This is a genomic window from Mycoplasma sp. 4044 (assembly GCF_053851695.1).
Genome location: NZ_JBSQBD010000001.1, coordinates 164,294 through 177,572 on the forward strand (window position 1 = coordinate 164,294; position 13,279 = coordinate 177,572).

A 13,279-nucleotide genomic window follows, 5' to 3' on the forward strand; every position below is an offset into this window, starting at 1 on the left:
CTAGTTTCCTCCTTGTAGATTTTTTTGAATAACAGAGAAAATAAATTGGTTATATTCTTTGTCTGTGTGGTCTTTAACTACTCACTTGTTATTTACTTTTTCATAATCAGCATTTAAGTTTTTAGTAATTAAATTATTTACATACTCTTTAATTTCACTGTTTTTGGCCACTAACAATGAAATTAGACTTGCATATTGTTGTGAAGTAACGTATTGTTTTGCTTTGGCAATAGTATCGTCATCAAAGTTTGCTTTTTCGCTACTTGTTTGTTTTTCATATTGTTGAGTTTTTAAATAAGTTACAAAATCAGGATTTGCAAGCATATTCAAGACTTCGTAGTTTTCATTAAATAATGAATTGAAAATATTAGTCATGTTAAACAATGGTTTTAAGGCATTGTTGTCGTTTTTATTTGCACTTCTTTGTAAATCAGAAAGAATCAAAGCCAAAGCATTGCTTTTATCAGTTACTGTTTTGGTGTTTATGAATACTAAACCGCTTGAAGTAAAGAAAGCGAATTTATTTTCATCAATTTGGTAAACTGATGACACTTGATTTAGTTCATTTACTTGCAATGCTTGTTTAATAATTTCATCAATTGAACTTTCGTAATTCGAAAGTGAATCTAAATAATCACCTATACGTTTGTTGTATTCTGCGGCTTTTTGCGCATTTTCGCTACTTCATTCCATTGCATCTGCATTTAAAATGGTTTGTAATTCTTGTGAGTTAGCAAATAGTTTTTCAACAATTAATTTTTTGAAATTAGTAAAGAAATCATCTAGTTTGTGGGGAGTAAAAATGGCATTATTTTGAACTATTGATGTGTATGGCACATAGAATTCAGCTTTTTCTTTCGAATAAATTTCATTTAGTGATCTAAATCCTTGTGAACCATATGTTGAAGCATTATTTTGTCCTAGATTTTCTAATAAGGTAGTGTCATTTTTAGCTTGCAATACTTCTTCATCAGTCAAGTTTTGACCACTAGCAATGTTTGTAATTCCTGCAAAAGAATCTAAACGATTGATTGCTAAATCAATTACATTTTTGTCACTATTTGCATAACTGCCGAATGAAAGTAGTTTTTTCAAATCATTTTTTGCAAAAGTGAATAATTGATCTGATGATTTTTGGTTTTGGGTAATGTTTAAAGTAAATTGTGAATAAATTACTGGTTTTGTTTTTAGTCAATCTTCAATGTATTTAGTTGCATTACGAGCGCTTGCAACAAATGATTTGGTTACAAAAATGTATGCTTTTGCTTTAGTTTCATCTAAAACATTTAGATTATTTGTAGGTAAGACTGTATTAACATAATCACCACTTAACGCGAAGTAGTCTTTTAAGTCGATTATTTCACCTTTTTTGGCTAAAGTAACAGTTTGCTCTTTATTTGCAGCTTCATCTCAGTAATGATAAGTTACATCAGCATTAGCTTTAACACCATTTTTAATTTCGTCAATTGTAAAGTCAGTATTAATTTCAGTTGAAAATCTTCTTAAAGCATCAGTTTTTATTTCTTTTGAAACTAAATAATCAACAGCTTCTTGCTCTGTTTCGCTTTTTCCATAATTTTCTTTTGCTAATTCTTCTTTAAATTTTGATTCTCATTTTCCATAACCAAATTGTTTTTGGAAACGTTCTTTTAATGTTTCAATTTCTTTTTGCTTAGCTTCACGAATTGTTTTTAGCGATTTTAATGAAAGGCTTTTCTTTTCACTTAAAGTTTTGTCAGCATTATAAATTGCATTGTATTTGGCACTTGCTTCGTATTCTTGTTGATATAAATATTTATAAATTTGAGCGCTTGTAGCATTAAAGATTGTGCTATTTTCACTAGCACTTTCATTAATAGCTTTTAAGTCTTTGTATTTTAGTTCAACTGTTTTATCACTATTTGGGACTTTAACAGTGTAAACCACATCATCATCGTTGTAGTTTGTTTTTTCTTTTTTGTATTTTGCGCCTGCCACTGACAATGGAATAGCAAATCCAGCTACTAAAACTCCAACGATTGCTAAACCCAATACAACTTTAGGTCATTTCTTTTTAACAACCATTTCTTCATTGTGGTTTGCTTCTTGAAGTTTTTCTTTTTTGCGTTGTTCTGCTTTGGTGGTGTTGAAACGAGCGATTTTTTTAGCTCAACTATTGTTCTTTGCCATTTATACTCCTTTTAGGTTTTTTATATTTTAAATATAAAATCATTAAGAATTATACCAACAAATGAAATTTGCAATGGTATTTTAACAAAAAGGCAAAAATTACCTTGGCAAAAGACTAGTTGAAAATTTAATGAATAGTATAATTATGAGAATATGTATAACAAATTAGAATTATTGAAATATTTTATTGAGTTGTGTCAAAAATACAATCTTTGATACAGTTTGGATGGTTTAAGTTTGGTTTCAGCAACAACCAATAAAGACCTAACTACATCACTAGATTTTTTTGAAGTAATGATGAAACAAGATTCATATGACAAATTAAAAATGATTGCTCCTGACAATGTTTTGGATAATACAAATTATTCTGAGTATTATGATTTTCAAAACAAATTTGTTGTTTCAAAAGAAAGTCTTTACAAAACCAATTTCTTCATAAAAATTAACATTATTGTACCTACAACAGTCAAAAAGGCAAAGAAATTTCTATCTTTTTACAACTTGCTAAGAAAAAGTTATCAAAAACACGCCAATTTTCAGGATGTCGCCATAGCAAGCATTTGAATCAAAAAGTGACTGCTTTTTGGAGCGTACAAAGATAAAATATTAAACCCATTAACATACTGAATGTTTGGTAAAAAAATCACATATCGTGAAGCAATAAATAAACTTTCAGAAAGTAAATATGATGGTTTTTTAGTTATTGACGATTTCAAAACAAGATACAAACGAACTTGAATTACTAACCTTACAAACAAACTAATTTCAGTTCATTGAAATGGTTTGGATGCTAACGTTCTTTCAGAATACAAAGAATATCTTGAAAACCGTTATGGAAAGAATCTAAAAAGACTGCCAAGAAAACCACAACCATATGGATATAAAAACATTTTTGACTTATACAAGATTAAAAATACTGAAACGAATACTAATCTAAAAAGCGAGGAAAGTGCTGAATAATAAAGCATTTTTCGCTTTTTTGTTACTTTTAACAAACAAAAAGTTGTAGCATTTTCTGAAAAATAAGCTACAATTGTATTTATGTTTAAAAAATCATATAACGACGCTAAAAAAGTTGTTCTAAGAGGTAACATGTTCATGTTGGCTATTGGAATGGTACTTGGTACAGTATTTGGTGCTGTAGTATCATCTTTAGCTACAGACATTATCATGGGAGCTATCAACCACGCTGTGAAGTCCAAGCTTCCAGATGCTACAAAAGGATTAACAAATGTATACGGAATGAACATTCAAAACTTTGTTGGTGCTTTAATTACATTCATTGTTGTTACATTCGTTATTTTCTTAGCTCTTCTATTAGTATTTTTAATTAAAAACTGAAGAGACTCTAAGAAACCTGCTCCAGCACCAGTTGCACCTGTTCCTACAACAGAAGAACTAATTTTAGCTGAACTTAAAAAAATGAACGCAAACAAAAAATAAAATATAGGAGAAATTAGAAACCCTGGCTTTTGAAAGCTAGGGTTTTTGGTTACAAAAAAAAAAAAAAAAACCAACCCGAAGGTTGGCTTTGAAAAATATTATTGGAATGATTTTTTGATTCCGATTAAGTTCATAACATCTTCATGTACTTTAGCAATAGCTGAAGTTGATTTTTCAAATGCTGCTCATTCATCATTTGTCATGTTTGGTTTTGTAGGTAAGTATTCGTATCCATTTTCTCCTACAATAACTGGAATTGATGAATAAATTCCGGCATTTTTGTAGTTTTCTGGAAGTTTAACCCCTACGGTCATAACTTGACGTTTGTTGTTGATAATAGCATCTGTAATTTCGTAAATTGATGTTCCAATTCCGAATTGTGTGTTTCCTTTACGTGCATAAATGTAAAGCCCTTCTGCTACTGTGTCTTTTAGAATTTGTTCTTTGTCAGCTTCTGTGAATTTTCCAGCTTTAATTAAATCTTCAATTTTTGCTTCTCCAACTTTTAACATTGATCACGGAGCCATTAATGAAGCACCGTGTTCTGCTAGAGTAACAGCTTGAACTGAATCTGCTGAAACTGATAGACGTTGAGCAATGAATTTTCTAAATCTTGCTGAGTCTAGAAGTGTTCCTGTTGAAATAACTTTATTGTATGGTAGTTCTGATGCATAGTGAATTGCTGCTGCCATAACATCACAAGGGTTAGCAGCAATAATAACTGTACCTTGGAACCCTGCTTTTTTAAGATCATCTCCAAATGATTTCATTAATTTAGCATTGTCTGCTGCTAGCTGTAGACGGTCTGCTAATTTTTTCATTGGGATTGATGCTGTAATAACCACAACATCTGCATCTTTTGCGTCTTCTAAAAGAGTTCCTCTTCTAAAAGTTGAGTTATTTCTTGGCATTAAAGCCACTTGGTCTTCGAAGTCACGTGCATGTGCTACACACACTTCTTCATTTAAGTCTGCAAACACATAGTTTGCTTGTAATCCACGACTTACAGCGATGTTAACGAATGTGAATCCTACGTTTCCCATTCCTACTACAATAATTTTTTTCATTTTTATCCTTAAAAATATTAAAGTTTAGTTTTTGAAAGAAAAGAGCCAACCATTAACAATATTAATGATTTAGCTCTTAGTTTGTCATATATATTTCTATACTCCTAGAGTAGCTACAGGTTTTACTGCATTTGTTGCAACACTTGCAATAATTACTCACACAGGCATTGCAATTAAACATAGTAATGTAGATAATGCTGATACTTCAGCAGTTAATGCTACTTCTGGGTGTTTTGCAGAAACAGCAAAGATAATACATACGGCAGCTGGTGGAGTTGCACCAAATAGAACTAATAAGGTTCCTGTACTTGGAGATAATACTCCAGCGTGTACTAATGGAAGAGCAATCACTAACATGATTAGTGGCATTAAAATTAGTTTTAATGATGTCGCTATTCAAACTGTTGGGTTTTTAGCTGCTGCTTTTAAGTTAGATGTAGCAAGAGTTCCACCAATTACTAATCAAGCTAATGGAGAAATGATAGCGGTACCCGCATCTAGAATTTTTCCTAATGCTGGCAAGTTTGTTTTAAATGAAGCTCAAAATTGAACTTTCTTTCCTAATGATGATCTTGCTACAGTCTGGATTCAGTTCAAGTTGTCAGCAGTAATATTTTCACCTAGTTTAATTGTTATAGGTAAACTTGAAATATCTTTTGTTTTTACAATTTGTAAGACTCCTTGTATTACATCAGCATTTCCAAGTGTTCCACCTGCAATTATGTTAGTTTTCAATGCTTCTTTAAATGCTAAAAGCTCTGCTTCAGTTCTTGGAGTTTTCAAGTAATTTTGTAACAATTCAGCTTTTAACAAGCTAACTTGTGATTCTGATAATGAACCAAGAGTAACATTGTAAATATTTTCCAAGTTAGCTTTTGGAGCGGCTATTATACTATTGTAGTAAATAGCACCAGTACTTACATTCGATCCTGCTGATAAAGCTTTTATTTGCTCAGAAATAGGATCATATGGTGTGAAAGGTGTTTTTCCAACACTTGTGAATTCTGTTTTCACTGCAAATTGTATTGCTCACATAAATAGTGAGAAGTATAAACAGCACATCATTGGACTGAACACTGCTTTTAGAATTGGTTTAATGTTTTTTGCTGAGACTTTTTGTCCTGAATATTGAATCAATACGTATGAGAACGCTCCGATCATGTATGGGATACATCATACTTGAGCTAGTGCTAATGCACTACTATCGAAGATTGATCCAGTCATTGCTATAACCATAGGGTAAGCAAAGAATTGTAGTGAACCGTATGAAACCATCATCATAACGGTTAATAATTTGGCTTCAATAGAAGCGATTGCTGCTGCTTTTTCATGCTCGCTTGCTTCTTGTGAACCATTTTGTTTTTCATATAAAACTAATGCTTTACGTTTTACTAAACCTGGAACCATTCTTGGTCCACATTTAACTACTAATTTTGAAACAATTGCAGCAAGAATATAGAATGCTGCACTTATTCCAATAATTGTTCCTATTTCTTTACCCAAATTAGCGGTAGCTGGTTGCATAAAAGCTACAATGCAAAGAAAAGGAAGAGCTCATTGAAGGGTGAATTTAGAAATCTTTTGATTTACTTCTTTAGTAAATAAACCCATCTTTGTAACTATAAAACCTATAGCAACGAAGGCACATGTGGCAAGAACTCCACCCCACATACCTTGTTGACTTATAACATTTACAAAGTCTTTCATTTTTTCCTTGATTTTTTGACACTCAAATGTGTCTTATAAAATATTTGATTTTTATTCGGCTTATGCCTCACTCATAATTATACAATAAGACACATATTTAAAAACTTTAAGCAACTCACTCAAATAAACAAAGAAATAATTTTTTAACAATCTATGAATAGTGCTTTTACCAAGCATTTTTTTGCTTTTTTAGATGCAAAAATAAGACAAAAAACTTGTTTTTATCGTGTTTTGTTAACAATTATTTACTTTATAATTTTACTCAAGATGACTAGAACTAGCCTTGCACCTCTAGATCTTCCGACTCTAAAAGTCTTTGAAAAAGGATTTTTTCATTGAGCCGGCGGACACTGAAATTTTGAGCAATCCAAGCCACTTTATTATTCACTAGTTGCGTTAGTTGCACTAACGTGCATTTTGTTGTGATTGTTTCGTTCGCTGATTAGACAACGTTACGAAAAAAGAACACAAATTCTTGGTTTAAAAAAGACAAGCTTTTGAACTTTGTTTGGAACTATATCTTTGATTTGTTTTTTTGGTAGACTATTGATTTTATTTACCAATGGGTTTCCTAATTATTGAGAAATAATACCTTTACACTATTGTCGTTTGTTTATATTTTTAGTAATTCTGTCAATTATCTTCAATCGCTTTGATTATTCAAAATATTATTGCATTTTTGCTTACATTGGAGCTTTAATAGCATTTAGTCTAACTGATTTGGCAAATAACGAATTTTGGCAAAGAGCAAATCACGGAATACCAATCCATTGAGGATTAGACTCATTTGCCTTTTGAGATTTCTTTTTTGCACATGCTTTTTTGTTAATTATGTCGACATTAATAACAATTTTAGGCAAGCAAAAGGTCACCAAGACAGTGATAAAAGACTCACTTATTACCATGATTTTGATTGCCATATTAGTTTTTAGTTTAAATTATTTAACTACAAAAATAACTCCCGATGTTCGTTGACATGCTAATTGGTTTTATATGGGAATTGATCAAGCTAATAGCCAAAAAGACAGTTTGGGTATACCGACTCACTGGCCGTACCATTTATTTTTATACATTGGAATTTTTATTATTTTCTATTTCATCGGACTTGGTATTTGTTTTCTAGGTTCAAAAATTGGTTTATATAGAAACGAAGAAAACAAAATCAGATTTTTTGTGCAAAAATCACAAGTTTATGCAGATTTTAAACAATCGAAATGAATTGTTAGACATTAAAGCGCAAGCGGCGCTTTTTTGTTTAAAAATCAATCTCGTAAAACTTTAAATTTGTAGCAATTTAGTCTGTGATAAAATAAAATAAATTAAATTAGTATTATTTAATTTCATTCAAAGGAGTCTTATGGCTGATAATGGTTATATTGCTTTATATCGTCAATACCGTCCCCACACATTTGACGAAGTAAAAGGGCAAGATCATATTGTTAACACACTTAAAAATGTGATAAAAACACACAAAATTTCTCATGCTTATTTATTTTGTGGACCTCGTGGTACTGGTAAAACATCAGTTGCCAAAATTTTTGCTTCAATTTTAAATTGCCAACATGCTGAAAAAAGTGAAAACTCACCTTGCCAGGAGTGTTTAGTAAACATCGATCGTAATCTTGATATTTTAGAAATCGATGCTGCTTCAAATACTGGAGTTGATGACATCAGAATGTTAAAAGAAAATATCGATAACCTTCCATCTTCATCACCTTACAAAATCTACATTATCGATGAAGTTCACATGCTTTCAAAAAATGCTTGAAATGCGTTACTGAAAACTATTGAAGAACCACCTAAACATGTAATTTTCATTTTGGCAACAACTGATCCACAAAAAATTCCGGTTACTGTTTTAAGTCGGGTACAAAGATTTAATTTCAAGAGAATTGATAATGAAGTTATCTTCCAACAATTGGTAAATGTTTATAAACATGAAAATATTGGTTTTGAAGATAAGGCTTTGAAATTGATTGCTACCTTAGCAAATGGAGCAATGCGTGATGCCTTGAGTATGGCGGATCAAGTGTCAATATTTGCTGGTGAAAATGAAGTAAAAGTTGAAGATGTTGAAAAAATGTTTGGTTTGACATCAACACAAAATATCATCAACCTAATTAATCTTATTGCTGCTAAAAACATTAATGAAGTTTTAGAACTTGTCACCAGTTACATTGAAAATGGAGCCGACATTGAAAGAATGCTTTTAGCAATGGTAGAGGCGGTTAAAGATTTTGTTGTTTGAAATAAAACTAACAAGGCTAAATTTTTAAAATCTCTTTCAGTCGAACAAATTCAGCAATTGAAACTAAACATTGCAAGTGCTTATGTGATTTTGAACCAACTAGTGGACGCACTAAAAGACATTAAATATAGCGACACAGTACAACAAACTTTCGAATTGGCACTATTAAAAATTTGTACTAGTGATTTTGCAAGCCCTTCTGGTGAAAATATTGAAAGTCCAGAAGTACTAATGGAACAAAAAATCGCTAATTTACAAAATAGCTTCTTGGAAAAAGAAAAAAATATTGTCGACGAACAATATGGTAATTTAGAAAGAAAAACAATTGATTCAATTGTTGATGAAGCTCAAATAAAACCACAAACTAATAGTGTTGTTGAAGATTATTTTGAACAAAATGAAAGTCAGAGACAAGAAAAACAAACAATTCAAATTGACAATGTTTTCATTAATCCATCTATTGACAAATTCAATGTTAAAGGAAGTTATGAACAAGAGTTAAAAGAACAAAATAACGACTTTTTCGACTTAAAAAATGAAGAAACACTAGACAATGAAGATTTGTTGCAAGAAATTGAGGCTGATGAACAAACTGCTATCACAACAACACACGTCCCTGAACCGATTGTCAGCCAAGCAACACTAAATCCAGTACAAAAATTGACAGAGTCACTAAATGAGTTGAGTGATTTAGATGGCGGTGAGTATAGTCAACAACATGCTAAAAAACATGAGAAAAATTATGACCGTCTAAACCAAATGCTAAGTTATGACGATATCTCAAACGATAGTTTTTATCCTCGTTCAAACGCAAGTGTTGAAGACGTTTTGAAAAAAACACAAGAATTCGCAGTTGAACAAAATCAAGTCACTGCTGAATACAGTGTGATTGAAGAAGATATTCTAACAAATAATAAAACTGAAGAAAATTATGCAATCGCCACAAAAGATATTTTTGGTTTAGATGATGTGATTGAAAACCAAAGCACTGACTTAACAATGGATGAGTTAATCAATTTAATGATGTTGTCAGCAATGTATAAAAGTAAAACTAATAATCCGCGGGCAACTAAAACTATTTATGATTCAAAAATAGCACAAGCTAAAGACTTAAACAAATATGATGAATTTACTCCATTTATCAACATTTTGGAAAATTTCAAAATTGTTATTAGTACTGATCAATTCATTATTTTCCAAAGTAATTATCAAAGTGTGGTTGATAAATTTAATCAACTAAAAAAACAAGATGATTATTGAAGATTTGTACAAAGTGTTTTTGGCAAAAGTTTACACCTTTTTGCTGCTACAGGACAACAGCTGGAAAGAGCAAAGAATTTTTACAAATCTAATTTTGAATTAATAAGATCAAGACAAGTTCGTCCTTTGCCACCGTTACCAACACTAAAAAAAGATGATAGTTATGAAAAACTACAAGACATTTTTGGTGATGCCTTAAAAACAGATTGAAGTTAGGAGATAAATATGAATATTAATGAAATGTTAAAACAAGCTAAAAAATTACAAGCTGAAATGGAATTAAAAGAAAAAGAAATCGCTAAAAAAGATTTTGTTGTTGAAAAACAAGGAATCAAACTAGTAATGAAAGGTTCAAGAACCATTACCTCTTTAAAATTAAATGAATTACTAGTTGACCCAGAAGATACAGAAACACTAGAAGATTTAATCATTATTACTATTAATGAAGCACTTGAAAAAATCGAAAATGAATATGAAGAATTAAGTAAACAAGTTCCAACAACAGGACTACCATTCTAATAATGAATAACGAGCAACTAGAATTGCTAAAACTAGCAATCAAACAAACCTTTGGATTGTCACAGGGAATGGCAGAAAAAGTTGTTTTCAAAATTCTAAAAGCTAGCAGCAAGGAAATTGATAGTCTTTTAGAAGTAATAAAAAACACAAAAAGCACTATCATTGAGTGCAAATTGTGTCATAATTTTGGCAAAAATGAGATTTGTGAAATTTGTAAAGAACGCAAAAACTCCAAAAAAGTTGTTTTTGTAGAAAAAGCTCAGGACATTAAATCTTTCGAACAACTTGGCACTTACAAAGGAAAATACTTTGTTTTAAGTGATTTACTAAGCACTAAAAAACAAAATTTTGACCAAAAACTTATTGAAGAAATTTTGCAGTATTGCACTGGTATACAAGAAGTTATTTTAGCCTTGCCAACTAATCTAAACGGTCAAATAACCATGCAAAGACTAAAAACTATCTTGGGTGCTAATAATATTGAAGTTTTTCAATTAAGTACTGGAATTCCTTTTGGGGCAACCATTGACATTGTTGATCCGATCACCTTAAAACAATCATTAGAGTACAAAGTAAAGATGTAAGGAAGTCATTATGAATAAAAGAGCAAAATTTATCACATTTGAGGGTATGGATGGAGGTGGAAAAACTACTGCTTTAAAGCATGTCAAAGAGTACTTAAAAGCAAAACATCCAAACATTGAAGTAATTTACACAAGAGAACCAGGAAGCAGCAATTCTCGTGAAGCTGAACTAATTCGTCAAATGATTCTCGATAACAAAAATAATTTTAGTCCTGCTGTGGACGCTCTTCTATTCGTTACAAGTCGACGTCTAAATTTAGAAAAATGCATTTGACCTGCGCTACAAGAAAATAAAGTTGTAATTAGTGATCGCTACCTTCACTCATCTCTAATTTATCAAGGAGTGTTGGGTAATTTAGGTATTGATGATGTTCGTCAATTAAACAAAATTGCTTTATCGCTAGGTAGCAATAAGCAAGTCATGCCAGATTTAGTGATTTATTTCGACCTAAAACCAGAACAATCACTAGCAAGAATTACTAATAATCGTCAGAATTTAGATCGCTTAGAAGATCATGAATTAGACTATTACCAAAAACTTTACGATGGATACCATAAACTTATCAGTCAGGAACCAGACAAATTCAAGATTGTTGATGCTTCTTTGCCAATCGAAGAAGTTTTAAAAACAGTAACTGAAATTTTAGAAAATCACTTGGTTAAATAATGGCAAGTGGCGAAAATATTTTTCAACTGATTGATAACGCAACACATTACAATAAAAAAATTCAAACAATTTTATTTTCAACAAATCAAAAAGTCGACTTATCACCTTATGTCCTTTACTTTATAAATCATATTCAGGATATTAAATTTGATTCAATATCGCAAATGCAAAGTCATTTGAATTTTTCGATTTTAGAAAGCGATAAAACTCTTACCAAAGAAGCAGTCAATGAAGCTATTTGCAAAACTACTCAATCAATGAATAGTTTAGAAAGCAAAATCATTCTTATTAAAAATATTGAAAATGGTAATGCCAGTTCGCTAAACTTACTTTTAAAATTCTTGGAAAACCTAGAGCCAAACGTTTTTGTAATAATGACTACTAATAACAAAAACAAGGTTTTGAAAACAATTTTTTCACGCTCGGTTGTAGTAGATATTAACTCAAAAAACGAAACAAACATTTTGAATAATACTTTGTTTGAAAATTCAAAATTTAAACATTTTTTCGCTTTCTTAACCGATAGCGCTCAATTTATTGAGTCTTTTTATACTCAAGAGATTGAAGATAGTCTAGAACTGTTATTGCAAGCATGTAACGAACAAAACTATTCACAACTAATCAATCTTTTGGTGCAAAACTTGACAAAAGAAAACAGTTGGATATTGTTACAATTTTTACACACTTACTATTCAGAAGTTTTATTACAACAAAATAATTTTTATCGTGAAGTTTTATTGATAAATCGTGAAGTTTTATCAAGCAATCTAGATATAAAACAGGCTATTGAAGTGACTAAAAAATATAAATTGCTATTGTCAAAAAACAACGTAAATTTCAATGCCCAAAAAGCACAATTTATACTTGAAATGAGTGATTTGTATGGAAAATAAACTATATATAGTAGGGACTCCAATTGGTAATCTAGAAGATATTAGTTATCGGGCAGTAAGAATTTTAAAAGAAGTAGATCTAATATTGTGTGAAGACACTCGAACATCAAAACCACTGCTGAAACATTATGAAATTTATACACCTACTTCAGCCTATCATAATTTCAATGAAAAAACTTTTGCACCAAAAGTTTTGCAAATGATTCAAGACAACAAATCTGTTGCTTTGATTAGTGATGCTGGAATGCCGGCTGTCAGCGATCCAGGATTCGAAATAGTTCGCTTATGCAAACAAAATGACGTAGATGTAGAAGTAATTGGAGGACCTACTGCTTTAATTCATGCTTTCATAAAAGCTAATTTCAGCTCGACATTCAGTTTTATTGGTTTTTTAAAGGATAAAAGTCAGCAAAGAATAAATTATTTCAAAACATTATCTCCTAATACTTACATATCATATGTATCACCACATAAACTAATAGCCACACTGAATGATTTTGATGTTGTTTTTGGAGACAATATCGAGCTATATTTAATAAAAGAAATGACTAAGAAATTCGAAGCTAGTTATCAAGGGAGCCCTAAACAAGTTTTAGAACAGCTTCAAGATAATACAAAAGGAGAATTCGTTTTAGTCTTTAATATCCCTGAAGTTAAAAAAGAAAAAGTCAATAAATACGCCCATTTAAAAAATGTGAGTTAATTTGCTTGCGTTGTGCTAT

12 protein-coding genes are annotated in these 13,279 nt (G+C 30.8%); 9 read left to right on the forward strand and 3 right to left on the reverse strand.

The window, feature by feature from the left end; translation table 4 throughout:
- On the reverse strand, positions 1-2,169 hold the full coding sequence (locus ACWXVN_RS00840) for a HinT-interacting membrane complex protein P80 (RefSeq protein WP_455978798.1): 2,169 nt from the start codon (positions 2,167-2,169) through the stop codon (positions 1-3).
- A 153-nt stretch (positions 2,170-2,322) separates the two neighbouring features.
- Between ACWXVN_RS00840 and ACWXVN_RS00845 the strand changes: the two genes are divergently transcribed.
- Together ACWXVN_RS00845 and ACWXVN_RS00850 are read left to right on the forward strand one after the other, a co-directional pair.
- Positions 2,323-3,129 carry a LicD family protein gene (locus ACWXVN_RS00845; RefSeq protein ID WP_455978799.1) on the forward strand — a complete coding sequence of 269 codons (807 nt, stop codon included), beginning with the start codon at positions 2,323-2,325 and terminating at the stop codon, positions 3,127-3,129.
- 81 nt (positions 3,130-3,210) lie between these two features.
- Positions 3,211-3,612, forward strand: a complete 402-nt coding sequence (locus ACWXVN_RS00850; protein ID WP_455978800.1) for a large conductance mechanosensitive channel protein MscL — start codon at positions 3,211-3,213, stop codon at positions 3,610-3,612.
- 98 nt (positions 3,613-3,710) lie between these two features.
- Here the strand turns inward: ACWXVN_RS00850 and ACWXVN_RS00855 are convergent, their stop codons facing one another.
- On the reverse strand, positions 3,711-4,679 hold the full coding sequence (locus ACWXVN_RS00855; protein WP_438341598.1) for a lactate/malate family dehydrogenase: 969 nt from the start codon (positions 4,677-4,679) through the stop codon (positions 3,711-3,713).
- Positions 4,680-4,775: 96 nt separating this feature from the next.
- A complete protein-coding gene (locus ACWXVN_RS00860) occupies positions 4,776-6,386 on the reverse strand; it encodes an AEC family transporter (RefSeq protein WP_455978801.1) in 1,611 nt (536 codons plus the stop codon).
- Between the two features lie 267 nt (positions 6,387-6,653).
- Here ACWXVN_RS00860 and ACWXVN_RS00865 point away from each other — a divergent pair, with 267 nt between their 5' ends.
- From ACWXVN_RS00865 to rsmI, 7 genes are all read left to right on the forward strand, one after another.
- Positions 6,654-7,619: a YwaF family protein gene (locus tag ACWXVN_RS00865; RefSeq protein ID WP_455978802.1), complete on the forward strand. Its 966-nt coding sequence runs from the start codon at positions 6,654-6,656 to the stop codon at positions 7,617-7,619.
- 124 nt (positions 7,620-7,743) lie between these two features.
- A complete protein-coding gene (dnaX, locus tag ACWXVN_RS00870) occupies positions 7,744-10,110 on the forward strand; it encodes a DNA polymerase III subunit gamma/tau (protein ID WP_455978803.1) in 2,367 nt (788 codons plus the stop codon).
- Positions 10,111-10,119: 9 nt separating this feature from the next.
- Complete coding sequence (locus tag ACWXVN_RS00875; protein ID WP_455967597.1) at positions 10,120-10,413, forward strand: YbaB/EbfC family nucleoid-associated protein; 294 nt, start codon at positions 10,120-10,122, stop codon at positions 10,411-10,413.
- A gap of 2 nt (positions 10,414-10,415) precedes the next feature.
- Complete coding sequence (locus tag ACWXVN_RS00880; RefSeq protein WP_455978804.1) at positions 10,416-10,997, forward strand: toprim domain-containing protein; 582 nt, start codon at positions 10,416-10,418, stop codon at positions 10,995-10,997.
- Positions 10,998-11,007: 10 nt separating this feature from the next.
- Positions 11,008-11,664, forward strand: a complete 657-nt coding sequence (tmk, locus tag ACWXVN_RS00885) for a dTMP kinase (RefSeq protein WP_438341592.1) — start codon at positions 11,008-11,010, stop codon at positions 11,662-11,664.
- On the forward strand, positions 11,664-12,557 hold the full coding sequence (locus ACWXVN_RS00890; RefSeq protein ID WP_438341591.1) for a hypothetical protein: 894 nt from the start codon (positions 11,664-11,666) through the stop codon (positions 12,555-12,557). The genes tmk and ACWXVN_RS00890 overlap by 1 nt, the downstream gene beginning before the upstream one ends.
- Positions 12,547-13,260: a 16S rRNA (cytidine(1402)-2'-O)-methyltransferase gene (gene rsmI / locus ACWXVN_RS00895; RefSeq protein ID WP_455978805.1), complete on the forward strand. Its 714-nt coding sequence runs from the start codon at positions 12,547-12,549 to the stop codon at positions 13,258-13,260. Before ACWXVN_RS00890 ends, rsmI begins: the two co-directional genes overlap by 11 nt.
- Positions 13,261-13,279 lie beyond the last annotated feature (19 nt).